Source organism: Maribellus sp. YY47 (genome assembly GCF_023111095.1).
Classification (GTDB): domain Bacteria; phylum Bacteroidota; class Bacteroidia; order Bacteroidales; family Prolixibacteraceae; genus Draconibacterium.
Genome location: NZ_JALGYW010000005.1, coordinates 96,324 through 121,395, shown reverse-complemented (window position 1 = coordinate 121,395; position 25,072 = coordinate 96,324). Strand labels below are relative to the sequence as shown.

28 protein-coding genes are annotated in these 25,072 nt (G+C 43.2%); 16 read left to right on the top strand and 12 right to left on the bottom strand.

The features are described from left to right. Positions 1 to 8: 8 nt before the first annotated feature. From MR764_RS05660 to MR764_RS05650, 3 genes are read right to left on the bottom strand one after another with little or no spacing between them, the layout of a single operon-like run. Positions 9 to 899, bottom strand: a complete 891-nt coding sequence (locus MR764_RS05660) for a 4Fe-4S dicluster domain-containing protein (protein WP_247978431.1) — start codon at positions 897 to 899, stop codon at positions 9 to 11. After that, positions 886 to 1,509, bottom strand: coding sequence for a hypothetical protein (locus MR764_RS05655; protein ID WP_247978430.1), 624 nt, complete (start codon positions 1,507 to 1,509; stop codon positions 886 to 888). Before MR764_RS05655 ends, MR764_RS05660 begins: the two co-directional genes overlap by 14 nt. A gap of 29 nt (positions 1,510 to 1,538) precedes the next feature. Next, on the bottom strand, positions 1,539 to 3,194 hold the full coding sequence (locus tag MR764_RS05650; protein WP_247978429.1) for a DUF2339 domain-containing protein: 1,656 nt from the start codon (positions 3,192 to 3,194) through the stop codon (positions 1,539 to 1,541). Positions 3,195 to 3,746: 552 nt separating this feature from the next. Here MR764_RS05650 and MR764_RS05645 point away from each other — a divergent pair. From MR764_RS05645 to MR764_RS05620, 6 genes are all read left to right on the top strand, one after another. After that, positions 3,747 to 5,534, top strand: coding sequence for a fasciclin domain-containing protein (locus MR764_RS05645; RefSeq protein WP_247978428.1), 1,788 nt, complete (start codon positions 3,747 to 3,749; stop codon positions 5,532 to 5,534). 52 nt (positions 5,535 to 5,586) lie between these two features. Next, the gene (locus MR764_RS05640) at positions 5,587 to 6,090 is read left to right on the top strand and encodes a fasciclin domain-containing protein (protein ID WP_247978427.1); all 504 of its coding nucleotides are present in this window, start codon (positions 5,587 to 5,589) and stop codon (positions 6,088 to 6,090) included. A gap of 184 nt (positions 6,091 to 6,274) precedes the next feature. Beyond that, positions 6,275 to 7,153, top strand: a complete 879-nt coding sequence (locus MR764_RS05635) for a MerR family transcriptional regulator (RefSeq protein ID WP_247978426.1) — start codon at positions 6,275 to 6,277, stop codon at positions 7,151 to 7,153. 146 nt (positions 7,154 to 7,299) lie between these two features. Further along, the gene (locus MR764_RS05630) at positions 7,300 to 7,800 is read left to right on the top strand and encodes a hypothetical protein (RefSeq protein WP_247978425.1); all 501 of its coding nucleotides are present in this window, start codon (positions 7,300 to 7,302) and stop codon (positions 7,798 to 7,800) included. Positions 7,801 to 7,898: 98 nt separating this feature from the next. Next, complete coding sequence (locus tag MR764_RS05625; RefSeq protein ID WP_247978424.1) at positions 7,899 to 8,348, top strand: hypothetical protein; 450 nt, start codon at positions 7,899 to 7,901, stop codon at positions 8,346 to 8,348. After that, positions 8,332 to 8,526 carry a helix-turn-helix transcriptional regulator gene (locus tag MR764_RS05620; protein WP_119437372.1) on the top strand — a complete coding sequence of 65 codons (195 nt, stop codon included), beginning with the start codon at positions 8,332 to 8,334 and terminating at the stop codon, positions 8,524 to 8,526. Before MR764_RS05625 ends, MR764_RS05620 begins: the two co-directional genes overlap by 17 nt. Before the next feature lie 218 nt (positions 8,527 to 8,744). Here the strand turns inward: MR764_RS05620 and metG are convergent, their stop codons facing one another. Next, positions 8,745 to 10,778, bottom strand: a complete 2,034-nt coding sequence (gene metG, locus MR764_RS05615) for a methionine--tRNA ligase (protein WP_247978423.1) — start codon at positions 10,776 to 10,778, stop codon at positions 8,745 to 8,747. Between the two features lie 160 nt (positions 10,779 to 10,938). On the opposite strand from metG, the gene MR764_RS05610 reads away from it, so the two are divergent. The 7 genes from MR764_RS05610 (at position 10,939) to MR764_RS05580 (ending at position 15,952) form a co-directional block, all read left to right on the top strand. Beyond that, on the top strand, positions 10,939 to 11,592 hold the full coding sequence (locus MR764_RS05610) for an HAD hydrolase-like protein (protein ID WP_247978422.1): 654 nt from the start codon (positions 10,939 to 10,941) through the stop codon (positions 11,590 to 11,592). Between the two features lie 42 nt (positions 11,593 to 11,634). Further along, entirely contained in the window at positions 11,635 to 12,852 is a 1,218-nt protein-coding gene (locus tag MR764_RS05605; protein WP_247978421.1) for a dienelactone hydrolase family protein, read from the top strand. A gap of 9 nt (positions 12,853 to 12,861) precedes the next feature. Then, positions 12,862 to 13,764 carry an LD-carboxypeptidase gene (locus MR764_RS05600; RefSeq protein ID WP_247978420.1) on the top strand — a complete coding sequence of 301 codons (903 nt, stop codon included), beginning with the start codon at positions 12,862 to 12,864 and terminating at the stop codon, positions 13,762 to 13,764. 92 nt (positions 13,765 to 13,856) lie between these two features. After that, on the top strand, positions 13,857 to 14,219 hold the full coding sequence (locus MR764_RS05595; protein WP_247978419.1) for a YraN family protein: 363 nt from the start codon (positions 13,857 to 13,859) through the stop codon (positions 14,217 to 14,219). A gap of 88 nt (positions 14,220 to 14,307) precedes the next feature. Then, complete coding sequence (locus MR764_RS05590; protein ID WP_247978418.1) at positions 14,308 to 14,658, top strand: MmcQ/YjbR family DNA-binding protein; 351 nt, start codon at positions 14,308 to 14,310, stop codon at positions 14,656 to 14,658. Positions 14,659 to 14,660: 2 nt separating this feature from the next. Continuing rightward, the gene (locus MR764_RS05585) at positions 14,661 to 15,746 is read left to right on the top strand and encodes a C1 family peptidase (RefSeq protein WP_247978417.1); all 1,086 of its coding nucleotides are present in this window, start codon (positions 14,661 to 14,663) and stop codon (positions 15,744 to 15,746) included. Then, entirely contained in the window at positions 15,746 to 15,952 is a 207-nt protein-coding gene (locus tag MR764_RS05580) for an RNA-binding S4 domain-containing protein (protein ID WP_247978416.1), read from the top strand. Before MR764_RS05585 ends, MR764_RS05580 begins: the two co-directional genes overlap by 1 nt. Positions 15,953 to 15,955: 3 nt before the next feature. On the opposite strand, the gene MR764_RS05575 is transcribed toward MR764_RS05580, so the two are convergent. The 5 genes from MR764_RS05575 to MR764_RS05555 all read right to left on the bottom strand — a co-directional run bounded on the left by MR764_RS05575 (position 15,956) and on the right by MR764_RS05555 (position 19,475). After that, positions 15,956 to 16,363, bottom strand: a complete 408-nt coding sequence (locus MR764_RS05575; RefSeq protein ID WP_247978415.1) for a hypothetical protein — start codon at positions 16,361 to 16,363, stop codon at positions 15,956 to 15,958. Positions 16,364 to 16,691: 328 nt separating this feature from the next. After that, positions 16,692 to 17,516 (bottom strand): mechanosensitive ion channel domain-containing protein, encoded by an 825-nt coding sequence (locus MR764_RS05570; protein WP_247978414.1) that lies wholly within the window; start codon positions 17,514 to 17,516, stop codon positions 16,692 to 16,694. A 111-nt stretch (positions 17,517 to 17,627) separates the two neighbouring features. Further along, positions 17,628 to 17,894: an acyl carrier protein gene (locus tag MR764_RS05565; RefSeq protein WP_247978413.1), complete on the bottom strand. Its 267-nt coding sequence runs from the start codon at positions 17,892 to 17,894 to the stop codon at positions 17,628 to 17,630. 134 nt (positions 17,895 to 18,028) lie between these two features. After that, complete coding sequence (locus MR764_RS05560) at positions 18,029 to 18,565, bottom strand: GNAT family N-acetyltransferase (RefSeq protein WP_247978412.1); 537 nt, start codon at positions 18,563 to 18,565, stop codon at positions 18,029 to 18,031. Then, the gene (locus MR764_RS05555; protein ID WP_247978411.1) at positions 18,546 to 19,475 is read right to left on the bottom strand and encodes a hypothetical protein; all 930 of its coding nucleotides are present in this window, start codon (positions 19,473 to 19,475) and stop codon (positions 18,546 to 18,548) included. The genes MR764_RS05560 and MR764_RS05555 overlap by 20 nt, the downstream gene beginning before the upstream one ends. 58 nt (positions 19,476 to 19,533) lie before the next feature. Between MR764_RS05555 and MR764_RS05550 the strand changes: the two genes are divergently transcribed. The 3 genes from MR764_RS05550 to MR764_RS05540 are packed head-to-tail and all read left to right on the top strand — an operon-like array spanning position 19,534 to position 22,494. Further along, on the top strand, positions 19,534 to 20,355 hold the full coding sequence (locus MR764_RS05550; RefSeq protein WP_247978410.1) for a peptidylprolyl isomerase: 822 nt from the start codon (positions 19,534 to 19,536) through the stop codon (positions 20,353 to 20,355). 2 nt (positions 20,356 to 20,357) lie between these two features. Further along, the gene (locus MR764_RS05545) at positions 20,358 to 21,170 is read left to right on the top strand and encodes a peptidylprolyl isomerase (protein WP_247978409.1); all 813 of its coding nucleotides are present in this window, start codon (positions 20,358 to 20,360) and stop codon (positions 21,168 to 21,170) included. Then, positions 21,163 to 22,494: a peptidylprolyl isomerase gene (locus MR764_RS05540; RefSeq protein WP_247978408.1), complete on the top strand. Its 1,332-nt coding sequence runs from the start codon at positions 21,163 to 21,165 to the stop codon at positions 22,492 to 22,494. Before MR764_RS05545 ends, MR764_RS05540 begins: the two co-directional genes overlap by 8 nt. Here MR764_RS05540 and MR764_RS05535 read toward each other — a convergent pair. The 3 genes from MR764_RS05535 to MR764_RS05525 all read right to left on the bottom strand — a co-directional run bounded on the left by MR764_RS05535 (position 22,486) and on the right by MR764_RS05525 (position 25,068). Then, positions 22,486 to 23,109: an HAD family phosphatase gene (locus tag MR764_RS05535; protein WP_247978407.1), complete on the bottom strand. Its 624-nt coding sequence runs from the start codon at positions 23,107 to 23,109 to the stop codon at positions 22,486 to 22,488. The genes MR764_RS05540 and MR764_RS05535 overlap by 9 nt on opposite strands. Positions 23,110 to 23,550: 441 nt before the next feature. Further along, positions 23,551 to 24,573 (bottom strand): NAD-dependent epimerase/dehydratase family protein, encoded by a 1,023-nt coding sequence (locus MR764_RS05530; protein ID WP_247978406.1) that lies wholly within the window; start codon positions 24,571 to 24,573, stop codon positions 23,551 to 23,553. Between the two features lie 12 nt (positions 24,574 to 24,585). After that, positions 24,586 to 25,068, bottom strand: coding sequence for a pyridoxamine 5'-phosphate oxidase family protein (locus MR764_RS05525; RefSeq protein ID WP_247978405.1), 483 nt, complete (start codon positions 25,066 to 25,068; stop codon positions 24,586 to 24,588). Positions 25,069 to 25,072: the final 4 nt, after the last annotated feature.

Below are 25,072 nucleotides of genomic sequence, written 5' to 3'. Positions count from 1 at the left end.
TGAATAAATCACACACCAAAAAAGTAATAGAACTTGGGTTGCGTGTTTAATTCCTCTTTTAATACGAGAACTCTTTTATTCTCCAGGATGTACCTGATTTCGCTGTTGGGATCGAGCAGGTTGCCAAATTTCCGGGCACCAACGGGGCAGACCTCAACACAGGCTGGGTACCTTCCCTCCCTCACCCGCTGAATACAAAAAGTACATTTCTCCACCACGCCTTTCATTCTTGGCCGGTTTCCGAGGTAATGCATTTCGGTGTTTATTTCCTCTTCCGGAATTTCGGGTTTCCCCCAGTTGAAATGCCGCGCCCCGTAAGGACAGGCAGCCATGCAATACCGGCAGCCAATGCACCAGTTGTAGTCGACCACCACAATTCCATCGGGTTCCTGCCAGGTTGCTTTTACCGGGCAAACCGTTGTGCACTGCGGCGTTCGGCATTGCTGACACTGAACCGGCAGATAAAAATGTCCTTCTTCGGGAACGGTCTCCGGATTGTAATGAACATCGGAATGCACAAAGTCGATACCTTTTTCCTTTTCCATTTGCAGCACCTGAATCCAGTGAATCTGTGGCTCACGCGACTGATTGTTTTCTTCGACACAGGCATACACACACTTTCGGCAGCCGATACATCTTGAAATATCAAGGGCATAACCAAACAAAGTCCCGTCGATGGCCGGCTTATCCGACAAATGAAACTCCTTGTGGTACTTTTGCTTGTATTCCGCCTCCAGGTCTTCAATCAACTGCTTCCTCTCCTTTTCAGACAAGGTCCTGAAATTCTTTTGGAAAAACTTCTCCAACTCAGCTAACGAACACCCCGAAAGTGCAAGGGCAGAAGCTGAAGCCAGTGAAATATTTTTGAGGAAGGACCTCCTTGAATTACTTTTCTTCATCGTTCTCCTGGTTTTTCGGTTCGTAAATCCTTATGTCCTCTTGCCTCACAGGAGGAGGCTCCGGTGTCATCGATTCAAACTTCGGGGAATGAGGATTGTGGCAATGAACGCAAAGCAAATACTCTTTTTTGCCATTCCACTCCCCGATTCGTTTTCCATGAACGCCCACTTTCCAGTCTCGAAGTTTCTCTCCGTGGCATTGTCCGCAGAGTTTATATGATTCTTCAAAAGAAAGCAGTTTGCCGCTGGCCAGTCTGAGTGAATCCCGGTTATTCATATCATGACAATCAAGACACCACCGGTTCTCGCTGTCGTGGTTAAAAAGGACGCTGATGTCATCGTGAAAATCAACCAGTTCTCTTCGCTGCGGATTAGGCACAATATCCGAATGACAATCGTTGCACGGGAAAATTCCGTCGGTAAGCGGAGGCGCCTCTACCGCAATTTCTGTTGACTCGTTAGTATATTGTACGACGTTTCCCGCTTTCAAATTGGAATCAGCTTCTTCCTGCCCCGCCTGTGAACCGGAAGCTGAACAAGCTCCCAAAACGACCAACATAAACAGCGCCGGAATCCACCGGATGAAGCGCCTTTTTGTATTTATTTTCATAATTCGCATATCTTAATTTCTTATCCATTTTACTCCTTTTTCCTGACCTGGTATTTTGTATACCAGATCGAAACGGTAATCGAAATAATTGCCAGTCCCAGAAAAGCCAGAATCCGATACCCAATATTTACACTCGACATATCGACAAAAATCAGGCGTACTGCAGATACAACTACAGCCGAAATGGCCAGCCAACGGTATTTGATATTTTTCAAGAGATAACTGACAAGGAAGAAAAGCAGGCCGGCAAATATCCAGGTTGCGGTGATGTAAGATGGAGGAGAAACATGATAAAAAGCAACCAGCGTCATTCCAAATCCAAGCAGCAAATACAGGTTTCGAACCAGTTCGGTTTTAATATTCAATCGTTCTTTTTGCCAGTTTATGATTCGGGCCGAAATAAAGGCTACCAGCATAAACGAGAAATTCGTGAGGTGGTTATTTTGATGCGACTGCACTGCAAATGCCAGAAAAACCACAAATAAAATGGTATTCATAACAATCATAAACCGCGACCTGAACCACAAAGCAAACGAAACCACCAATAAGCTCTGAAGCGCAAAAAGACCGTAAGAATCGGGCAATCCGAAAACTCCAAAAATGACCACACTTAAAGTCAAAAATCCGTAAAGAACATAGATGGAAGCGATTAACCGGATGTCGGACTTTACGCGGAGCAGTGCCGCATACAAAATACACAACACGGTTACGACAGCTGATATCGGAACATAATTGTTTTCGAAGAATGTAAGCAGGATGGTTGCCAGAATAACGGTAAAACCCAGTCCGTTCCAAATAATGGTGACAATCACCAGTTCGCTGGAAATAGTTTCTTTTCTTGGAATAATGGCAATGACTGAGAAGACAATTCCCGTGAGTATCGGGAAAACATACAACCCGCTCACCGAAGCCACAAACTCCGGATTATTTCCCATAAAAGGATTACTGAGCATCCAGGCCAGATGCAGCACATAAACCAGAAAAATGAAAAACAAAGCGAGCTTCAGCCAGGCAAAACGGCGATACAATTCCAATGTCAGGATAGCGACAACTGCAGCCATTATTGCAATTACCGCTGATGAATCGAAAACAACTGCAGCGCCCATCAGCATAATCAACGACAAGCCTGCAGTACCCGGCGACTTTTTGCGAAAAGCAATGTAAAAAAACACCGCTGACACTAAAATCAATAATATAAAAACGGGAATTTTACTTTCTACTAGTGGATTCTCCTGAAAAAAATGGAGCCGAAGTGTAAAAAAGTACAACAGGAAATGCCCGTTATACACCAGTAATTTCGAGATCACCGATAGCGATTGCCGGATGTAATGGGCACAAACATAGATCGAAGCTACTGCGGCAAAACCCACCAACATGGAAATAACCCGGTTCCCTGAATTCTGTAAATAATTGACCAGAAATATTAAACCCAGAAAAAGAACAATATTTCCCAACCACGCCATTCCGTATTCGCCAACACGAAATTCAATGGAACCTTTGGTATCGAACGGCAGTTTGATGTCTATCCCATCATCTTGAGGAAGATGCTCTTTTTTCTTTGAGATAAATTCACGAACGCCGGCTTTTTCGAGCGATCGCTCAATGTTGGTCAAGCGCTCGCTTAAAGCACTCAGTTCCTTTCTGAGATTTTCAAATTCGGGGGAATTTGATGTTTCTCCCTGCATGACCTTTGATCTGTGATTGATTACTTTACCGTTGAATTTCTTCGGAAAGCTCTACCCCATAAAAGCGCCGTTCATAAGCGCAACATCCCAGAACGTCGAAAACAAACAAGCTCAAAACTTTTTTGGGTTCGTTTTACGACCATTTCGTTTTTGATACCTCAACATGATCTGAAAACCCGGCTTTTACCCGCCTAAGTGTACCTCCGTCACTCACAAAGATGTATCTATTTAAATATAAGTATTTTATCACCCTGCCCCGACGGGCCACACTTGATAAATATCAACGACAAAGAAGATTTAATTCAGGGTTAACAGTAACAGTTCTGAGTATCTGCCAACACCTAACGAAATCAATCAAAATAATTTTTAACATTTATTAACTATTCATATCAAAGCCCTATAAATAAAGACATTCTTGGCACCATACGATATTTTTGTTTATGTTTTTTATTTATTGTTTAAACATTTTTTGTTTAGAGTTGTCTTAGTTAACGTCAAACAAAAAAAGTTGAACAGTAATAGAAATATTTTTAATCACTTAAAATCAGAATCATGAAAACAAAGAATCTATTCAAGAACACCAAAGCAGGATTTAACCTGCTGATGATGCTATTGCTCACGCTTGGAATCGTTTCACTGACATCGTGCGAAGACGATGACGAAATGATGCCTGAAACCGAAATGGAAAAAACGATTGTGGATGTTGCCGCTGAAGCCGGGTCATTCGATGTGTTGTTACAAGCTGCACAAAAAGCGGGGTTGGCCAACTTCTTAAGTACAGAGAAAAATCTTACTGTTTTTGCGCCAACCGATGCTGCTTTTGCAAGCCTGTTAAGCGATTTGGGGTTGAGCAGCCTTGACGATATCGACAATGCGACCCTCGCTTCCATCCTCACGTATCATGTGGTAAGTGGAATGGCCTACTCCAACACGCTTTCATCGGGAGTTCTGCAAAGCTTAAACAACAATTCGCCCGATCAAAAGCCGCTTTCCTTAATGGTCAATGTTGGAACTGACGTGATGATTAACAACGCAAAAGTTACAGCTGCCGATGTAATGGCATCAAACGGAATCATTCATGTAATCGACAAAGTCCTACTACCTCCTTCGGTGGTCGACATTGCAATGTATTCAGCTGATTTTTCATCACTTGTAAGTGCGGTAGTTAAAGCCGATTTAGCTGAAACACTTAGCGGAGAAGGACCGTTTACTGTCTTCGCACCCACTAACAATGCCTTCGCCGAGCTTTTTGCTGCTCTGGGAATTATGAGTCTTGATGAAGTATCAATGGACGATCTTACCTCAATTTTAACCTACCATGTTGTTGGCGATAACGTATTATCAACAGAACTTTCAGCAGGAATGGTGGAAGCCCTGTCGGGTGAAATATTTGACGTAACTACCGATGGCGGCGTTATGCTGAACGGAAACATTAAAGTAACAGCAACAGATATCCAGGGATCAAACGGCGTGGTTCACGTAATTGATGCAGTTTTGGTTCCGCCAACTTTAAAGTCGAATACCATAGCAGACATAGCTGTGGCCAATTCGGAGTTTTCAATTCTGGTTGAAGCGCTCATGAAAGCTGACCTGGTAGGAGCAGTTTCGGATGAGGGGGCGAATTTGACAGTTTTTGCTCCAACCAACGATGCCTTTGTGGCGCTTCTTTCAGACCTAGGAGCCAACTCTTTGGATGACATCCCTGTAGAAACACTGACCAACATTTTACTTTACCACGTTATTGGCAGTAAAGCGATGTCAACTGATTTAAGTAGCGGATACTTCCCGACTCTTTCGACTTACAGCGGAAATAACATCTCGATGTACATCCAGGTCGACAACGGTGTTACGATAAACAAAAACACAACGGTTACCACTGCCGACATTGAAGCGGACAACGGCGTTATTCACGTGGTTAACAAGGTAATACTTCCGCCTTCGGTTGTAAACATCGCGATCGACAACAGCAATTTCAGCATACTGGTTGATGCGGTGGTTAAGGCCGGTCTGGTCGATGCACTCAGCGCAGCAGGTCCGTTTACCGTATTTGCTCCAACCAACGACGCATTCGAACAACTGTTTTCGGCACTCGGAATATCGGGGATAGCTGACTTAACCGCCGAACAGCTGACACCTATATTAACCTACCACGTAGTTTCGGGAAATGTCCTTTCAACCGCATTAAGCAACGGCACAGTGGGCACTCTGAACGAAAACAGTGACCTGACTGTTGACCTCAGCTCTGGTGTTAAAATTAACGATGCCAACGTTATAGCGGCTGATATACAGGCAAACAACGGCGTGGTTCATGTAATCGATAAAGTACTAATCCCCGAATAAAAACCAGCATTCAGATAAACAAACATTTCGAATAACTTTAAAAAATAACATCATGAAAACAGCAAAACAATTTCTATCCGTTGTCTTAATCACAGTAGTAAGCCTTTCGTTAAGTCTGAATTCCAACGCGAAAAACGATGGCGACACGGCTTCTTCCACTGTAGTTGAAATAGCAGCCTCGAATCCGGATTTTTCAATCCTGGTGGATGCAGTGAAAAAAGCTGATTTAGCCGGAGCGCTTAGCGCCGAAGGACCATTTACCGTATTTGCACCTACCAATAAAGCTTTTAATGATTTGTTCGAACAACTGGGAGTAGATGGGATTAAAGATCTCACCGCTGAGCAACTTACCCCGATTCTGACTTATCATGTTGTTCCGGGAAAAGTAATGTCAAGTGATCTTTCAAATACTTCTGTGGCTACCCTGAACGGCCAGAAGATTAAAATAGACCTGACAAACGGAGCTATGATCAACGAAAGCAAAGTAGTAAAAGCAGATATTTCAGGTAAAAACGGAGTGGTACATGTAATCGACAAAGTATTAATTCCAGAGTAAACGTCGCAGCCATGACATTTATAGAAAGGATTCCGGGTGGAATCCTTTCATTTTTCTCCTTTCACTGAACAAAACAATGAGCAATTTGCTTATTATGGCGAGCTAATTTTCGTTTAATCTTAACCCAGCTTGATTAAACAAAGTACATTAATTACCTTTACAAAAAGTCAGAAGAGCAGGAAAAATGAAGACAGCAGGCTATTCCATAAAAGACCTGGAAGTGCTTTCGGGAATTAAGATGCACACCATTCGGATCTGGGAAAAAAGGTATGAACTTTTGAATCCGGACCGCACCGACACCAACATTCGCCTATACGACGATGAAGACCTGAAACGCCTTCTGAACGTTTCGCTGCTGACAAAAAACGGCTACAAAATTTCGAAAGTCGCCCAATGGAACGACTCCGAGATAAAAGACACCGTTATAAAGCTGGCCTCTTCAAAAACTTCCTATTCCGACTACATCGATCGGTTTATGTTTCTGATGGTGGAATTAAACACTGTTGGTTTCGAGAAACTGTTAAACGAAGTACTTGCAGAATTTTCGTTCGAAGATGCGCATTTCAATATTATTTTTAAGCTGTTTGAACGCGTTGGCACCTATTGGCAGGTGGGTTCCATTTTTCCGGCACAGGAACATTACGTCACCCATTTGTTTCGCCAAAAGTTAATTGCCGAAATTGACAAAATGGGCAGTTCGGAGGAAGGCAAGCGTACCATTTTGTTTTACCTGCGCGAAAACGAACTACACGAAATGAGTTTGCTTTTCTACTCGTACCTGGCACGCAAAAGTGGCTACAACGTTTTTTATCTGGGGCAGTCGGTACCGTTTGAAGACCTTGAAAAAATCAGTGCAATCAAAGAAATCGATTACGTTTTTACGGCCTTTATTAATTCCATCCCAACCGACGAGCTGGAAGATTACCTCGTCCGCCTGAGAGAGTGCTTCCCGAAACAAAAGATATTTATTACCGGACACCAGGTTCGGGAAAACAACCCTGATCTGCCCCGCAACTTTAAAACGGTAAAAGATCATCGCGAATTCAAAAAATACCTGGGCTAAGCCGGTCAAACTACTGGATCAGAAAAGCAAGTCTCTACATTTCTTTCTTTTTGTTAATTAATGTAAAAACGATTTAATGGACGTTTTTCGCATTAAAAGTTCATCCTAATTTTCATAAATTGCATCCCTGTAACTCAAACAAAAAGATGGAAAAGCTAAGTTGGACAAAGGATATTTTTGGGTCGAAGCTTGAAATCAGGCAGGGAGCGAGCAAAATAGGCAGCATTAACTGGGACAATATGCTCAGTTCGCAGGCACAGGCCATGATAAACGGAAAACTGTTTACACTTAACCGCGAATTTTTTCTCTCGAAACTCGAGATTTACGATTCGAACAGCCAGTCGCTACTCGGAACCATTATGATCAATTTCCTTAATACCCGCAGCGATGTGCTGATTAACGGAAAACGTTTCGAACTCGAAATCAAAAACTTCTGGCAATCGCGGTGGTCGTGGAAATTCAACGGCAACGACATCGTTAGTTACACGTCTCACGAATTTATCACCAAAGACAAAGGCACCATCGATCTGGCGACACCCATCAACGACGAGGTGGAAATCCTTATTCTGCTGGGACTGTTTGTGCGCAACCAGTTTATTCTTTTTATGTTGCTGATCCTGTTGATTGCAGTTTTGGTTATCGTATAACTCCATCATTTTAAAAATTTAAGGATTATTTTCTGAAATTTATGTTTTTTAATTCTATTATTTTTTACATTTGTCATGTAATTTTAACTTAACAAACCATGAAACTTCTACCTCACTACTTTAAATGGATTGGAATTACCTTGTTTTTCTTAGGTTTAATCACAGGAGCTATTGACGATGGAAGAAAAGGATTTATTGAAGGATATAATGATGCAATTGACGACCCATCGGATAGAATTGAAATAAATTTCGAAAGAATTCTTCCCAAAAGCGTCACTCATCTTGCAGATTTTGTCAGTATAGCAGGCTTGTTAATTTATGTTCTTTCAAAAAATAAGCGGGAAGATGAATTCATGCAGAAATTGCGTTATGAATCGGCATTCTTAGTCATGGTTCTTTCATTAACTGTCATTCTAATATTTTATGGTTTTAATCCGGATTTCAAGCTAGATCCTTCCTCTCTACTTTCATTACAAATGATTGTCTATTTAATTATTAGAGCATTAAAACGAAAATTTATTCTTGGAGACTATGAAGAACAAGCTTAAATTTCACCGTGTGATGCTCGATAAAACGCAGGAGGAACTGGCCAATGCCATTGGGGTTTCGCGGCAAACCATTCACGCCATCGAAAAAAACAAGTTCGTCCCTTCGGTGCAAACAGCCATGCGGCTGGCTCAATTTTTCAACCTTACTGTAGAAGAGCTATTTGAACTGGAAGATTAACGCAACGTTTCTTGCCAAACTCTTGTCTTCATAAACAAAAACCGCCTCTGCGTACAGAAACGGTTTAATATAATAGTGTAAGTTTTCTACCCGATTTAACTCGGCAAGAACCCTTACGGAAAAGCACCAACAAGAGTTGGCGCTTGTATTTTTTGACCCACTTTTAATTCCCCCGAAGGAGAAAATATTCCTCCCCTTTGAGGAGGTTAGGACGGGTATTATCGTATTTCAGAGCCGTTTTTCACCTTTTTATCCGGCGAAACAATCGACAGAGTCCCGTCAGCATTCTCCGCACAAAGAATCATTCCCTGCGATTCGATGCCTTTCAGGCTTTTAGGCGCCAGGTTCACCAGAATAGAAACCTGTTTGCCAATCAGTTCTTCGGGCTGGTAGTATTCCGCAATTCCTGAAACCACTGTGCGTTTGTCAATACCGGTATCGATGGTAAGTTTCAGCAGCTTCTTGGTTTTAGCCACTTTTTCGCATTCGATAACGGTTCCGGCACGAACATCCATTTTTGCAAAATCATCAAACTCAATGTTTTCTTTAGCAGGAGCCGCTTTGGCAGTCGCCATTTCGTTGGCTTTCTTGGTATTTTCCAGTTTCTGAAGCTGGGTTTCGATCACACTGTCTTCAATTTTTTCGAAAAGAAGCTCGGGTTTGTTTACCTGATGTCCAACCGGCAACAAAGCTGTGTCACCCAGTTTTTCCCAATCCATTTTCTCCAGGTTCAGGAAGCCACGCAGTTTATCCATACTAAACGGAAGGAAGGGCTCCAGACAGATGGTTAAGTTGGCGGTAACCTGCAAACAAACATTCAGGATGGTTTTTACCCGCTCAGGATCAGTTTTGATTACTTTCCACGGTTCCTCGTCGGCCAGGTATTTGTTTCCCAACCGCGCCAGGTCCATGGCATTTTTCAGCGCTTCACGAATCCGGAAATTATCCAGGCTCTTCTCCACATCCGCTTTAATCGTTGAAATGGAAGCCAGTGTTTCTTTGTCAAAATCCGAAAGTTCTCCGGCTGCCGGAATTACACCGTCGTAATATTTTTGCGTAAGCACCAGCGCGCGGTTTACAAAGTTCCCCAGCACCGCCACCAGCTCGTTGTTATTGCGTGCCTGAAAATCTTTCCAGGTAAAATCGTTGTCTTTGGTTTCCGGCGCGTTGGCTGTCAACACATATTTCAGCACATCTTCTTTTCCCGGGAATTCTTCCAGGTACTCGTGCAACCAAACCGCCCAGTTTCGTGAAGTGGAGATTTTATCGTTTTCCAGGTTCAGGAATTCATTTGCCGGCACATTTTCAGGCAAGTTGAAGGTTCCTTCTGCTTTCAGCATAGCCGGGAAAATGATACAGTGAAAAACAATGTTGTCTTTCCCGATAAAATGCAACATCCGCGTTTCCGGGTCTTTCCAGTACGTTTCCCACTCGGGAGTCAGTTCTTTGGTAGCCGAAATATAACCTATCGGTGCATCAAACCAAACGTACAACACTTTGCCTTCGACACCTTCCACCGGCACCGGCACGCCCCATTCTAGGTCGCGGGTAACCGCACGCGGTTGTAAACCTCCGTCGATCCACGATTTCACCTGGCCGTACACATTCGGTTTCCACTCTTTGTGGCCTTCCAGAATCCACTCGCGCAACCACGGCTCGTACTGATCGAGCGGCAAATACCAGTGTTTGGTTTCCTTTAAAACCGGCTGGTTTCCGCTAAGGGTCGATGTTGGATTGATCAATTCAGTCGGGCTAAGCGATGTTCCGCAGCTTTCGCACTGGTCGCCATAAGCTTTCTCAAATCCACATTTCGGACAGGTACCAATAATGTAACGGTCGGCCAGGAATTGTTTGTTCTCCTCGTCGAAATATTGTTCCGATGTTTTTTCAATTAACTTACCCGTTTCATAAAGCTTTCTGAAAAACTCAGAAGCCGTTTCGTGATGAATCTCCGAACTCGTACGCGAATACACATCAAACGAAATACCCAGTTTCTGAAAAGATTCCTTGATAATTTCGTGGTACCTGTCGACAATATCCTGCGGTGTAACACCTTCATTTTTAGCTTTGATCGTAATCGGCACTCCGTGCTCGTCGGAACCGCCAATCATGATCACGTCTTCCTTTTTCAATCGAAGATAACGTGCATAAATATCAGCCGGGACATAAACTCCGGCCAGGTGACCGATGTGAATCGGGCCATTGGCATAAGGCAGTGCAGTGGTTATCAGCGTACGTTTGAACTTACTCATTCTGAATTATTTTGAAGATTCCTTGATTTCTGTTTCAGGGGTGCAAAGATAATAAAAAGGAACAGCAATGACTTCGCATTAAAAAGCAAATTTTGAGGCAATTTGCCCCTTTGGTTGCGGATATTTGAGCATTCCGTTAACTTCGCTGTTTTAATCTGATATGGCAGCATTCTATCACATCATTTTCGACTTCGACGGAACGCTTAGCGATAACACGCAGGGAATTATTAACTCGTTGAAATACGCACTCAACCGCATGCAAATCGATGAATACCCCGAAAATGTTCTGGATGGTTTTATCGGTCCGCCGCTACAGTGGGGTTTTAGCCAGTTGTTTGGCATGAACGAACGAAACACCAAACTGGCCGTGGAATATTTCAGGGAATATTACAGCGAAAACGGCTGGCACCAGAATGTTCCTTACGACGGAATCCTCGAAATGATGGCCGAACTCGACCGCCTGGGAAAACGCATGTACATTGCCACTTCGAAACTCGAAAAATTTGCGGTACAAATCATGCAGCATTTTGAAATGGACAAATACATCCTTCAGCTGAAAGGAGCAGATTACAACGGAGAGAAAGCCACGAAAACACAGATCATTACCGATCTTTTGCAAATGCAGCAGTTGACTCCTTCTGAAGAGATTGTTATGGTGGGCGATACCTTATTCGATATTGAAGGCGGAAAACAAAATGGCTTATCAACCATTGCGGTGGCCTATGGTTTTGGCAAAGAAGAAGAACTAAAGGCTGCGCAACCCGACTATTATGCCGAAGACGTGGATGAACTTTACGAATTACTGGCCATGTAGTTTAAATTTGAAAATTATTCAGCAACCATAAAAACAACAGAAATGTTAAAAAAATTGATTCTTTTTTCATTCGTCCTTGCCCTGATCTCTTCGTGTGAAAATCAGGACAAAAAAGACGTAAAAATGCTGGAAACACTGAATACCTATCTTCAGTCTTCCCCCGAAAAAGTATCGGAACTTACCGGCGAAATTTCTGCTGAAGCAGCCACAAAAGCTGAACAGGAAATTCATGCCTATCTCGAAAACAAAATAAAAGCTGCCTATCAGGCTGATTGGGACAGCCTGAAACTTGTTGTAAACCACAAAGAACTAAAATTCAAATACCGGAAGTTTGGAGAAAAACCACCGCAAGGCTGGAGCCTTTATATTTCGATGCATGGAGGAGGCAACGCGGCTCCTGAAGTAAACGACCAGCAATGGAAAAATCAGATCAACCTGTACCGTCCCAAAGAAGGTATCTACCTTGCACCCCGTGCACCCACCAACACCTGGAATCTTTGGCATGAGCCACATATCGACAGTATGTTTACGCAACTGATTGAAATAGCCGATGCTTTTGAAGACATCAATACCAACCGCGTTTATTTAACCGGGTATTCTGCCGGAGGTGACGGAACGTATCAACTGGCTCCGCGAATGGCCGATCAGCTGGCCGCTGCCGCCATGATGGCCGGTCATCCAAACGATGCTTCTCCACTCGGATTGCGCAACCTTCCTTTCACCATTCACATGGGCGGCGATGACGGCGCTTACAACCGAAACAAGATTGCCGCCGAATGGAAAAACAAACTGGATTCTTTGCAAAAACAGGATCCCGAAGGTTATATTCACGATGTACAGATTCACGAAGGCAAAGGCCACTGGATGGACAGACAGGATACAGTTGCCATCGAGTGGATGGCGCAATTTACACGCAATCCTTATCCTAAAAAGGTCGTCTGGAAACAAAGCGGCGTAACACACAATCGTTTTTACTGGCTGGTGGTTCCTTCGGGAAGTGCAAAAAAGGATGCTGAAGTCATTGCAACCCTTGATGATCAAACCATTACCATTGAAGAAGCAGAACTGATCGATACTTTATCCATTCGTTTAAACGGCGACATGCTAAAACTCGATCAAAAAGTCAGGGTATTTTATAACGGCCAGCTTTTGTATGATGCAGTTCCTACCCGGAACGTGGCGACCATCTGGAAATCGCTTTCGGAAAGGAACGACCCCGAGCAGGTATTTTCTGCACAAATTGAGGTAAATTTGAAATAAATTCTTTTTATGATCCAGCCATCACCCATCAAACAGGGATCGAAGATCCGTATTGTTTCCCCCGCCGGAAAGATTAGCGATCAGTTTGTTTTACCGGCAGCAGAATGGTTGCAGGACCAAGGTTACGAGGTGGAATTGGGCAGACATGTTTTTTCCACTTACTATCAGTTTGCAGGTTCCGACGCACAACGCCTCCACGATGTTCAGGAAGCGCTGGATGATCCGGAATGTGATGTGATTCTTTGCTCTAGAGGCGGATACGGAACCGTCAGAATCATCGATAAACTCGATTTCAGCAATTTCCTGGAATATCCGAAATGGCTGGTTGGCTTTAGCGATATCACTATCCTGCACTCCTGCCTGAACAATTACGCCGTGCCCACGATTCACGGCGTAATGCCGCGATATTTCCTGGATGAATCAGGTCAGCCTACCGAAAACCTGCAAAGCCTGATGAAACTGCTCACCGGAAACAGCATTGAATATCACATTCCTGTATCAGAAGCCAATCGAAAAGGTGAGGTAAAAGCCGAACTGGTGGGCGGCAACCTGTCGATTATTAGCAGCTTACAGGGAACGAGTTATGATTTGGATACCGACAGCAAAATTCTTTTTCTGGAAGACATTGACGAGTTTTTATACCACACCGACCGCATGATTCACCAACTCAAGTTAAGCGGCAAACTGGATAAACTGGCCGGTTTAATCCTGGGCGATTTTACCGACATGAAAGACAACGAATCGCCTTTTGGAAAAACCGTGCAGGAAATTATCTGCGAGGCGGTGGAAGATTTTTCTTACCCCGTTTGCTTTGGATTTCCTGCAGGCCACGACAAACGAAACCTCGCGCTGATGTTTGGAAAAGAATGGGAACTGAATGTAGGAGATGAAACGACAACACTAAAAAACTAAATATAATGCGATTACAAATCGCATATCCCTCTCAACAACTTTAAACACTGAACTTTGAACACTGAACGCTAAACTATTAAACTCTACCTCCCATGGTTAGCACTCGTAAATTAGGAGAAATTGCTGAAGGCCTGGCCGAAGATCACCTTGTAAAACTGGGCTACCAAATCCTGGAACGCAACTGGCATTATGGGCATCTGGAGCTCGATATTGTTGCGCAAGACGGCGACGAGCTGGTAATTGTAGAAGTAAAAGCCCGTTCGGGATTGCGGTACGAACACCCTTCGGAAGCCGTTACCGATGCCAAGATCAGGAGAATTGTTGAAGCGGCAGATGCCTACATCATTGAGAAAAAGATAGAATCAGACACCCGCTTCGATGTCATCACCGTAATTTTCGTCCATCAAAAATTTGAACTCGAACATTTCAAAGATGCCTTTTACCCCACCATGTAAACAAATCAACAATCTGCAGTTTTACCATCTGCCAATCATTTTTAAGTTGCACTTATTCTGCTAAATTTAGGCATTCAAATCATTTCGTATGAACGTTGAAGAAGTCAGGGAATATTGTATTGCGAAGAAAGCGGTAACAGAGAGTTTTCCGTTCGATGAAACCACGCTTGTTTTTAAGGTGATGAACAAGATTTTTTGCCTGCTAAGTCTTGACGAAATCCGTATGAGTCTTAGAAACGATGCGGAGAAAAACATTGAACTCAGGGCACATTATCCCGCCATTATTCCGGGCTATCACCTGAACAAACAACTTTGGAACACGATCGACCTGAACGGAACGGTTCCTGCCAAACTATTACACGAAATGATCGATGAATCCTACGAGATCATCTTAAAAAGCTTACCCAAAAAAGTACAGGAAGAATATAAAAACATTTAGGCATGTCGAAAATACTAGCACTTTTTATTGCATTACTTCTCATCGTTCCAGTCACTTCGAAAGCGCAGGACGAAAAAGAAACATTTACGCTTGTAAAAGAAGTAAAACACACCCCCGTTATAAACCAGGGAAGCACCGGTACCTGCTGGAGTTTTGCAACTACCAGTTTTCTGGAGTCGGAAATTATGCGCCTTGGATTCCCCGAAACCAATCTTTCTGAGATGTTTTTTGTGTATCATACCTACAAGAACAAGGCGAAAGAGTATCTGCTTCTCCAAGGGAACAACAGTTTTAGCCAGGGTGGACAGGCGCACGATGTCATGAATGTTTTGCGGGAATACGGCATGGCCACATTTGATGCTTTCCCCGGCGAAATGGAAGACGGCCGCTACAAACACCGCGACCTGGTTGCAAAACTCGAGTTGGAAGTTTCGGAACTCAACAAGAAAAAATCGGATGACTTTGATGCATCGAACCTGAAATCGCTCGAACCGATCCTGGAAAAAGGACTGGGAAAACTTCCCCATAAAATAAAAACAGACGGAGATAAACTGACACCGGCTGAATTACGAGATCAATTTAAACTGAATGCGGAAGATTACGTTGAGCTGACTTCGTACAATCATCATCCGTATTACCAACAGTTTTCGCTCGAAGTTCCCGACAACTGGTCGCACGACTTATATTACAATTTACCCATCGATGAGTTAATGGAGGTGATGAATTATGCGTTGAACAACGGCCACAGCGTTTGCTGGGACGGCGATACCAGCGAAAAAACATTTCAGCATAAAAAAGGAAAAGCTGACCTGCCCGAAAAACAAATCGGGAAAGTGGATCAGGAACTGCGGCAAAAAACGTTTTACGACCGTTCCACTACCGACGATCACTTAATGCATTTGGTTGGCCTGTCGAAAGATTCGGCCGGAAGAACCTGCTATTACACCAAAAATTCGTGGGGTCCGGAGAGCAACGAATACGGTGGCTATTTGCACATGACCGAAGACTACGTTCGGTTAAAAACCGTCGCCATATTGGTACACAAAGATGCAATACCGAAAGCCATTAAAACAAAACTCGGACTATAATGAGGGAATTTCAACTAACAGAAGAATACATTGAGCTGGTTAAACTTTTAAAACTGCTCCGGATAGCCCAAACGGGAGGCCATGCCAAAATAATAGTCGAAGAAGGCGAAGTAATTCGAAACGGCGAAACGGAATACCGGAAACGGGCCAAGCTAATAAAAGGCGACCTTATTGAAGTGATGGGGGAAACGATTAAAATCGTATGAAATTTAAGAAGCTTCAGACAGCAACATAAATGCTTCCTGACGCAAAATGCCGGGCAGTTGTACCTGGCGTCGTTCAATACTGATCAGCCACATTTTAATCTCATCGTTTTTCAGCGTATATAAAACATCGCGAAACTCGTCGATCTGTGCATCATTGTACGCATCGGCTGCTATGCCCTGAAAACGGTCCAGTTCCTCGTCTTCAAAATAAAGAATTTGTTCGGGGTTTTGAAGCATTTCTTCCACTTCGCAAACCTCGTGTGCCCCGCAGCAATCGGTAGGTATTTTCACCACCTCTTCTTCCGCCGGAGCGTCTGTTTCCTTTTTTCTTCCAAAAAATTTATTGCTTACCCAGGTTCCAAGTGCAATCAAGGCTCCAAAGGCCAAAAAAATTAACAGTATAATCTTCATCTTCCTACACTTTATGCTTTCAATGCTTTAAACTGAATCCACAGCTCAAAATTTTGAATACTGCAGAAACTATTTCCGGCTCATCTCAGGTTTACTCTGCTGTTACTTACTTTCTCTAAACAATCGAACAAAGGCTTTGATCAACACCTTTAGATTTATGAGCGCACAAATCTAATCGATTTTTCAGACGCGGCAATCCCGCAAGGCTATTTCTCTGATAATGTTACAGTTTAATTAATTCTGAAAGGTTTACTATTCGACAAAACCAAAAGAAAAAGGCCGCCGGTAACTCCCCGACAGCCTTTCCTTTATCACTTATTGTAACGTTTTATTTCTGAATATGCACATCCATTTGAGGGAAAGGAATATTGATACCTTCTTTCGCAAACGTTTTATACACCTTCTCGTTCAGATCAAAATAAATTCCCCAGTAGTTGGCTGCTTCTGCCCATACCCGAACGACCAGATTAACCGAGCTGTCGGCCAATTCGCTAACTGCAACAAAGGGTTCGGCAGGATCATTGACAATACGGCTGTCATCTTTTATCAATTTCAGCAATACTTCTTTTGCCTTGTCAACATCATCGCCATAGGCAATACCAAACGTAAAATCAACGCGTCGTTTGGCTTCTGCCGAGAAATTAACCATCGACCCAGTCGACAAGCCACCATTCGGAATAATGATGGTTTTATTATCCGGCGTTTTCAAGATGGTATTAAAAATCTGTATCTCGTGCACGCTTCCGGCGTGTCCCTGTGCATCAATGTAGTCGCCCACCTTGAAGGGTTTGAATGCCAGAATCATTACACCGCCTGCAAAGTTCTGCAACGTACCCGACAGCGCCATACCAACAGCCAAACCTGCAGCACCCAAAATCGCGACAAAAGAAGTCATCTGAACTCCCATCATTCCGATCACGCTTACCCACAACATCACCTTTAAACCTATTCCGATCATGCTGTTAAGAAATCCGCGAAGTGAAGGATCGACGTTTCTTTTTTCAAATCTTTTTTTCAGGGCATTGCGAATCACCGAGATCATCCACATACCAATAATTAATGTAATAATGGCACCTATTAGCTTTGGGCCATACTCCAATACGATGTCGTAAATCTGTTTTGAAAGGTTCTGAATGTTTTCAATATTATCCATACGATGTGTTTTGAATGTTTTTGTTAACTGCAACTACAAAATCATGAAGAGAAAGTTCATAAAAAAAGGGACCTTATTTTTTCAGTCCCTTTCTATTTCCATAGATTTAACCTAATTACTCAAGTAATTTAACTCCCCTCTTAAATAATGAAGAGTGTCGTTCACATTGCCAAATTTACTTAATTCTTCGTCCCTCACCGAGATGTTAAAAACACGCTCCAGGTAATACGTAAAAATGGTCCAGTCAACTTTGTCAAATTTCAGATCATCGATAAACGACGCCGTCAGGCAGATGTTTTCTTTCATAACACCTGTCTTTCGCAGCACCCTGTATAGGTTTCTTCTTATCGACTTTTCTGCCGAAACTTCTGCTTTCATATTGCTTTATTAAAATTCGAACAAATGAATTTTCGGGTCAAAATTATAAATAATCCATTAGTTCTCTATACTTTTTGCGAAATAAATTCATTTTTACTTCGCTTTAAGAAACTAAAGCGGAAATATTTCTGAGACTAAACTGAATCTGCTGCCAATCGACTGAATATCTTCAGGTTTAAATAATCCTTGCCGTGGAGCTCTCCGGCTCGTTCTATACCTTCAAATGTAAAGTTGAGTTTCTGCGGAATGGCTTCACTTTTCTGATTGCCTTCGGCCACTTTAATTTGAACCCTGTTTAACTTCAGTTTTTGAAATGCATACGACAGTAGTTTTTGCACGCAGGCAGAAATAATCCCCTTCCCCTGCATGGCTTGTGCCAGCCAGTATCCAATTTCGGTTTTTTTGTTGGTCCAGTCGGTATCTTTAAAACCCACCAAACCGGCAAACTCCTCGTTGTACCAGATACTGAATATTTCATCGCGTACATTTTCAGGCGAGCTGATGCTCTCGATAAACATTTCGGTGTCGCTTACCTTTTCCGTAAAATTCACAAAAGGCAACCATTCCTTTAAATATTCCCGATCGCGATCAATGGTCTGAAAAATAACCGGAGCCATGGAGGCTTTCACACGTTCAAGCCTGATCTTGTCGTTAATTCGGATGTGTTCCATTTTTCAATTCGTTTAAATCAAGCAGAAATACCTGTTGCCGGAATGACTTTGTCTGCTCGCACGAAATCAGAACCGAGTCGTTACTCAAAAAACTAATCCCTTCCGTTTGTACGCCGTCCAGGTTATCAAGATATATGCAGACACTTTTCCCGGCGAAAAATGCTTCCCCTTTAAAATTGGAAAACAGCCACAAATACGCTTTCCAGTTTTCGTACTGCAACAAGGCCAGAGTTTTGCCATCGGGGCTGAAATCAGCGCCGGTGACCAGGCCCCGGACATTGAATGAACCGTCTGCTTCAAGCTGGTAACTCCCTTTTTTCACCGGCAAAGCATAATGTTGGGTTATCCGGTCTTTCCAGTTTTTACTAAAGAGGTGCAACTTTCCATCGCGAAAAGCCATGGCTTCACAATCGTACGCTGTTCCGTTTACAGGAGAAACAAACGACTGCTGATTGTTGTATTCAAAAGAAATTTCCTCCGCTTTCAGTTTCTGGCGCCTTTCGTCGTGAATATCTTTCTTTTTGATTTTATAAACCCGAAGGTTTTTCCGGCTGCCATGATTGTTCCCAAAATCACCGATATAAATATGCTTTGCATCCTGGGTAATCGACTCCCAATCCTGGTTCATCGCGTTTTCAATTTCGACCTCCATTTGTATCTCCCCTTTTCGGTTAAAAGCATACAAAACGTTTTTGCCTCCGCTATCGTTAAAGCCCCAGAACAGATCGCGATACATCAGCAAACCCGATACCTCCTGCAACTCGTCGGGAAGTTCGGGAATAAAGGACTGAACGCGCATTTTTGCCGTTATCACCGAAGGCTCCACATCTTTTGCATTTTGTTTTTTACCTGAACCAATGCACGAAAAAATGAGGAACAAGATCAACAAATTCGAAAGTATTTTGGTCATCTTTATATCTTTACAGGAATTTTAAGAAGTGCGTCAAGTTAAACAAATTATCATTCAGATGAAGAAGTTCGGAGTTTTAGTGTTCATTATACTTGTTGGTTTTGGAATCTCGTGCAGTCATGCCAATAAAACCTCTAAAGAGACACAGGTCCTTATCAAGACCGATATGGGGAATATTACGGTAAAGTTGTACGACGACACTCCTGAGCACAAAAAGAACTTCCTGAAACTCGCTGATGAAGGATTTTATGACGGACTCCTGTTTCATCGTGTGATGCAAAATTTCATGATTCAGGGAGGCGACCCAAAATCGAAAGATGCAGCACCCGGCGTACGTCTTGGTGCCGGAAATCCGGGTTATACCATTCCCGCCGAGTTTGTGCCGGCGCACTTTCATAAAAAAGGAGCTTTGGCTGCAGCCCGCACCGGTGGTCCTGAAAACCCTGATAAACGCTCCAGCGGATCGCAATTTTACCTTGTACAGGGTGAAATTTTTACACCGGGCAAACTCGATACCATGGAGATAATGATAAACGGCCGGGCAAAGAATCAGTTTCTTCAGGAGCAGTTTAAAGCCTCATCTGAAAAATTGAATGAGTTCCGCAGCAACAACGACGAAGCGGGCTTTAACGTGTTTGTGGCCGAAATCCGCGCCAAAGCCGACAGTTTATGGGACGGTCAGAATAAATTCTCTTTTACTCCCGAGCAGCGTGAGGCCTACACCACCATTGGTGGCTATCCTTCGCTCGACGGAGAATACACCGTTTTTGGCGAGGTTGTGGAAGGACTGGAGGTACTCGACAAAATTGCAGCGGTGGAAACCGACCGATACAACCGTCCGAAATCAGATATAAAAATGGAAATAGAGGTGATAAAATAGGTATGATCAGATTCAGTTTAATTCTTTTAATCGTTAGTTTTTTTAGTTTTAATTCGCAGGCGCAGTCAACCGTAGTGGAAATCTCCACGAACATGGGCTCCATGAAATTCAGACTATACGACGATACGCCCAAACACCGGGATGCTTTTATCGAACTGGCCGGCCAGGGTTATTACGACGGCACGCTTTTTTACCGTGTAATTCAGGACTTTCTGATTCAGGGAGGTTCCAAAAGTTCAAGAAATGCCCCTCCCGGAAAAAGAATTGGTTATGGCGATCCCGACAAAACAGTGGATGACGAAATCCTCTCGAAATACTTTCATAAGAAAGGCTCGCTGTGCGCACCACGCCAACCCGATGAAGTAAATCCGTTTAAACAGTCTGATATTTCCCAATTCTTTATTATAAAAGGAAGCGTTTGTACCGAAGGGGCGCTCGACACTATGGAACTCGCGGTAAATAGACCCATCCGCAATAAAATTATCCAAAAATACATGACGCCCGAAGTGCGGGAAACACTCAAAAAACTAAAAGAAGAAAAAAAAGTAGAGGAGTTCAGGGAATTGGCCGATAACGTAAAAACCGAAATTGAAACAGAATACGCCCTCGATCCGGGTGTACTGACTTTTTCCGAAGCCCAGCGTAAAGCATACACCACTGTTGGAGGCTACCCCGAACTTGATGGGAAGTACACCATTTTTGGGGAATGTATTGAAGGTTTTGATGTGATCGATAAAATTGCAGCTTTAAAAACGGACAGCAACAACCGCCCTTACACCGACGTTGTTATAAAAGTGAATGTTCGGGATGAATAAAATTGCAGCCATAATTATTTTAGCATTTTTCGCAGCTGCCTGCGGTGGAAATGCAAAAAAACAGCAGGAAACTGCAACTCAAAAAGCAACACTCCAAACCGAAGCTCTGCCAGATAACAGCGATTGGGAAGAAATTCATGCATCCATTGCAGAAATTGAATCGTTTGACGGGACACGAATTCTGGAAAGCGGCCAGGGATTTTTTGTGGGAAACAATCTGTTGGTTACCCAATATTCATTGGTCAGTCAGGCCACCAACGTAAAAGTTAAACCATTCAACGAAAACAAAACTTATACTGCCGATAAGTTTGTGGCTTTCGATCGCATCAACGACCTGATCATTTTGCAGGTTGACGGAATCGACCGAAATCCAATTCAGTTGTTTGAGGGAAGTCTGCCCAACTTTACAAAATCGATGTACGTAGCACCCAAAACAGGAAAAACTATTCAGCTATTCTCGGGTAAAGTACTCAATCTGGCCAATGTTAAAGGCTCCAGGCTGTACCGGCTATCCAATGTTATTCGAAAATCGCAGTTTGGAACTCCCATTTTTACAGCCGACAAAAAAGCGATCGGCGTGGCGTATTCGGCCACTGTTGATTACGAAATGCAGAGTTTTGCGATTCCGTCCGTGTATATTTCCGACATGTTGAAAAAGCAAAAGGAAAAACCTGAATCGCTCGCTGCACTGAGTGTAAACGCCAATGCTGAAACCGCCGCCGAAAATGCAAAAATCAAAGGCATTGTACTGGAAACCGATGCCGGCAACATCACCCTTCAATTGTTTAATGAAACACCCGAATACCGCGATAATTTTATCCGATTGGCCAAAGAACAATATTTCGACAGTTTACTGATTCACCGTGTAATTGCCAATTTCGGCATTCAATCCGGAGCAGCCGACACTCGGTATGCCGAACCCGGCGATAATGTTGGTTGGAAAGGACCCGGTTATACCATCCCTGCCCACATCATTCCGGGGCTGTATCACAAACGGGGAATGGTAGGTTCACCCCGGAAACCAGATACGGCTAATCAGCGAAGGCGTTCGGACGGATCACAGTTTTACATCGTATCCGGAAGAAAATACTTCGACAATGAACTCGACGAAATTGAAAAGCAAAACGATTACAAATTTTCGGCAGAACAACGTCAGGTATATAAAACCATTGGCGGAGCGCCTCATCTCGACGGATCTTACACCATTTTCGGAAAAGTAATCTCCGGTATGGATGTAGTCGACAAAATAGCAAAAGTGGAAACCGACCAGCGCTGGAGACCGGTCAAAGATATCCGCATAAAACGGGTGCGCATTTTAAAATAAATCGGCCATCTCCATCCCGTTTTTTAACCACAACACTTTTAGCCCGGCATCTTTTGCAGCTTCGATATTCTTTTCCAGATCATCGACAAAAAGTGTTTCTTCCGGATTAACTCCAGCCAGTTGAATCACCTTCTCAAAAGAAGTTAAATCAGGTTTTCGCTCATGAATTTCGTGGGAGTAAAAATCCTGTTCGAACAAGGCAGGAAAAGCAAATCCATAGCTTTCCTCAAATTCAGGATGCAAGCGCGAGATGTGGATTTCGTTGGTATTACTAAAAAGAAATATCCTGTAATTCGCCTTAAGACGCTTCAACGTTTCTACCCGATTCTCCGGAATATCCCGAATCATAGCATACCAGGCATCGTCAATCTGCTGATCACTTGCCATCGGGTTATTTAAAATTTCCCGTACGCGATTCCGAAACTCTTCCGGAGAAACCGCACCTGTTTCCAGTTGATAAAACACTGGATCGGCATAGGCCTGCTGCCGGTTAATCACTCCACGATCCAAACCCAATTCCTGAAATGCACGAATGGAAGCATCAAAATCAAGGTTGAGTATAACGTTACCCAGATCAAAGATGATATTGCGGATATTTGAGAGATCGGTTTTCATTTTTCTTTTGATTTAAAATCAAAGACAAACATACGAAACTACTTTTTAAAAAGATGATCAGAAATTTGAACAATCGGGGCTCAGAAAAATGTTCGCTCTTCTTTCCATTATGCCCATAAATGCACGGAAACCGCCTCGTTTACATAATTTCCGGTTGAAAAATTTGGAAATCTCGCTGCAGTGTCTTTATTTTACGAGCACAAACCCTTATTTTTTATCTTTTTGTTTTTTATTATGGGCAGCTTTTTGGACAAGAGTTGCCCCCTTTTTTTATATATGAAGGAGTTCACATAGTAAAACTTAAAAAGAGACTACTTATTGAGATAACCATAAAGAACCGGTCAGCACTGAATAAAAGCTGGCTAAGTGCCTGAGAGGGCATTTCTTATCGGGAAATAAAAATGTTTACGGACGTAAAAGAGCAGGATGAACCTGCTCTTTTTACTTGAGTTCATTTAACATACAAGAGGCCGTGAACCGGATCGAATCAGCTACCGGGATATACTCAAAATCCAATATCCCTTTTATTTTCGATCCGTCGTAATTGTGAATTTCATTTCTTCCGGTGGCTACCTCACGGGTAATAGCGGCCGGTTTCCGGGTAAAAAGGCTTGCAATCGCCGCAACGCGCCAGGCAATGCCCGACATAAAATCGGAGGCAAATACAGAAGGCCGTGGTTTTTGGAGCGCATCAGCAATCTGATTAAAAACATTCTGATAACTTAAATTCTCCGCATTCAGCAGGAAACGCTGACTTTTGCATTTTTCAAAATTCTCCGGCTCCATTAGCAGCACCATCGCCCGCACCACATCTCGTACATCGACAAAACCGGTGGTTCCTTTGGTGTAAAACTTCATTCCATCCCAAATGGTCTTAAAAAACTTTGAACTCCCGCTTTCCCAGTTTCCGGGGCCAAATATGATCGACGGATTAACGATTACGCCTTCCAGCCCTTCTTCCATCCCCCGCCAGATCTCGGTTTCAGAATAAAATTTGCTGTCAGAATAAGCTGAATTCTTTTTCGAAGGATTCCAATTGGTTTCTTCGGTAACCGGCTCTCCGTTTTGCTTTTTTCCCAAAGCAGCGATGGAACTAACATGGCAAATCTTCTTTACCCCGTTGATCAGCGCCGCGTTTACCAGATTACCTGTACCTTCCACATTGTTATCGATCATTTGCTGCCGCTCTTTTCTGCTAAAAGACACGATGGCGGCACAATGATAAATCTCTGTTACACCGGAAAGAAGCGGTTCCAATGAATAATAATCAAGAATGTCACCGTTTACCCATTCAATCCGGTCAAACAACTGTTGTGCATTTTCGACATAACAGGAGAATGTTTTTTTTACCTGTTGCAGGTTGCTTGTTTCCCGCTTTAGTGCACGCACCTTTTTACCTTGCTTTGTGAGTTCAAAAAGCAGGTGTGATCCTACCAGTCCTGTTCCTCCTGTTACAAATATCATATCGAAGTTGTATTAACTATTCCAGGGAGTAATTGCTTTCGCGCCAAATTCCTTTGCTCCGAGCGAATCCAGGTGTACTTTGAAAATTCCTACATTTTTTACCGCCGGTGTTCCGAATTTAAACTCACGATCGCTGTACTGTTTCATCAGAATTTCAAGGCAGCGGTATTTTTCGTCAAAATCGTCAATAATTTCCTCCGTTCCTTCCCATACCACCGATTTCGACTTAACGCGATAGCTGCAACCCACCTGCACATCCTGCCAGGCCAGTTCTTCACCCAATGTCCAGTTGATGCAAACGTTTGGATTCTTTACAATGCTTTCCCACATGCGGCCTTCCTGTGCCGAATGCAGAATAACCACGTCGCCGTCGAGGGCAAAATTCATGGGCAGCACATAGGGTTTATTATCCACCGACATGGCCAGGTAACAGGTTTTACAGGCGCGGATCACCTGGTCAACGTCTTCTCGGTTCTCAATCTTATAGGTTCGCATAATC

What these genes read in the sequence shown, in the direction of transcription:
- MR764_RS05605 (WP_247978421.1), top strand. Translation starts at nt 11,635, where the DNA reads ATGTTAAAAAAATTGATTCTTTTTTCATTCGTCCTTGCCCTGATCTCT.
- MR764_RS05595 (WP_247978419.1), top strand. Translation starts at nt 13,857, where the DNA reads ATGGTTAGCACTCGTAAATTAGGAGAAATTGCTGAAGGCCTGGCCGAA.
- MR764_RS05575 (WP_247978415.1), bottom strand. Translation starts at nt 16,363, where the DNA reads ATGAAGATTATACTGTTAATTTTTTTGGCCTTTGGAGCCTTGATTGCA.
- MR764_RS05525 (WP_247978405.1), bottom strand. Translation starts at nt 25,068, where the DNA reads ATGCGAACCTATAAGATTGAGAACCGAGAAGACGTTGACCAGGTGATC.
- MR764_RS05545 (WP_247978409.1), top strand. Translation starts at nt 20,358, where the DNA reads ATGATCAGATTCAGTTTAATTCTTTTAATCGTTAGTTTTTTTAGTTTT.
- MR764_RS05555 (WP_247978411.1), bottom strand. Translation starts at nt 19,475, where the DNA reads ATGACCAAAATACTTTCGAATTTGTTGATCTTGTTCCTCATTTTTTCG.
- MR764_RS05550 (WP_247978410.1), top strand. Translation starts at nt 19,534, where the DNA reads ATGAAGAAGTTCGGAGTTTTAGTGTTCATTATACTTGTTGGTTTTGGA.
- MR764_RS05630 (WP_247978425.1), top strand. Translation starts at nt 7,300, where the DNA reads ATGGAAAAGCTAAGTTGGACAAAGGATATTTTTGGGTCGAAGCTTGAA.
- MR764_RS05600 (WP_247978420.1), top strand. Translation starts at nt 12,862, where the DNA reads ATGATCCAGCCATCACCCATCAAACAGGGATCGAAGATCCGTATTGTT.
- MR764_RS05635 (WP_247978426.1), top strand. Translation starts at nt 6,275, where the DNA reads ATGAAGACAGCAGGCTATTCCATAAAAGACCTGGAAGTGCTTTCGGGA.
- MR764_RS05560 (WP_247978412.1), bottom strand. Translation starts at nt 18,565, where the DNA reads ATGGAACACATCCGAATTAACGACAAGATCAGGCTTGAACGTGTGAAA.
- MR764_RS05655 (WP_247978430.1), bottom strand. Translation starts at nt 1,509, where the DNA reads ATGAAAATAAATACAAAAAGGCGCTTCATCCGGTGGATTCCGGCGCTG.
- MR764_RS05535 (WP_247978407.1), bottom strand. Translation starts at nt 23,109, where the DNA reads ATGAAAACCGATCTCTCAAATATCCGCAATATCATCTTTGATCTGGGT.
- MR764_RS05530 (WP_247978406.1), bottom strand. Translation starts at nt 24,573, where the DNA reads ATGATATTTGTAACAGGAGGAACAGGACTGGTAGGATCACACCTGCTT.
- MR764_RS05590 (WP_247978418.1), top strand. Translation starts at nt 14,308, where the DNA reads ATGAACGTTGAAGAAGTCAGGGAATATTGTATTGCGAAGAAAGCGGTA.
- metG (WP_247978423.1), bottom strand. Translation starts at nt 10,778, where the DNA reads ATGAGTAAGTTCAAACGTACGCTGATAACCACTGCACTGCCTTATGCC.
- MR764_RS05640 (WP_247978427.1), top strand. Translation starts at nt 5,587, where the DNA reads ATGAAAACAGCAAAACAATTTCTATCCGTTGTCTTAATCACAGTAGTA.
- MR764_RS05650 (WP_247978429.1), bottom strand. Translation starts at nt 3,194, where the DNA reads ATGCAGGGAGAAACATCAAATTCCCCCGAATTTGAAAATCTCAGAAAG.
- MR764_RS05585 (WP_247978417.1), top strand. Translation starts at nt 14,661, where the DNA reads ATGTCGAAAATACTAGCACTTTTTATTGCATTACTTCTCATCGTTCCA.
- MR764_RS05570 (WP_247978414.1), bottom strand. Translation starts at nt 17,516, where the DNA reads ATGGATAATATTGAAAACATTCAGAACCTTTCAAAACAGATTTACGAC.
- MR764_RS05620 (WP_119437372.1), top strand. Translation starts at nt 8,332, where the DNA reads ATGAAGAACAAGCTTAAATTTCACCGTGTGATGCTCGATAAAACGCAG.
- MR764_RS05645 (WP_247978428.1), top strand. Translation starts at nt 3,747, where the DNA reads ATGAAAACAAAGAATCTATTCAAGAACACCAAAGCAGGATTTAACCTG.
- MR764_RS05565 (WP_247978413.1), bottom strand. Translation starts at nt 17,894, where the DNA reads ATGAAAGCAGAAGTTTCGGCAGAAAAGTCGATAAGAAGAAACCTATAC.
- MR764_RS05540 (WP_247978408.1), top strand. Translation starts at nt 21,163, where the DNA reads ATGAATAAAATTGCAGCCATAATTATTTTAGCATTTTTCGCAGCTGCC.
- MR764_RS05610 (WP_247978422.1), top strand. Translation starts at nt 10,939, where the DNA reads ATGGCAGCATTCTATCACATCATTTTCGACTTCGACGGAACGCTTAGC.
- MR764_RS05660 (WP_247978431.1), bottom strand. Translation starts at nt 899, where the DNA reads ATGAAGAAAAGTAATTCAAGGAGGTCCTTCCTCAAAAATATTTCACTG.
- MR764_RS05580 (WP_247978416.1), top strand. Translation starts at nt 15,746, where the DNA reads ATGAGGGAATTTCAACTAACAGAAGAATACATTGAGCTGGTTAAACTT.
- MR764_RS05625 (WP_247978424.1), top strand. Translation starts at nt 7,899, where the DNA reads ATGAAACTTCTACCTCACTACTTTAAATGGATTGGAATTACCTTGTTT.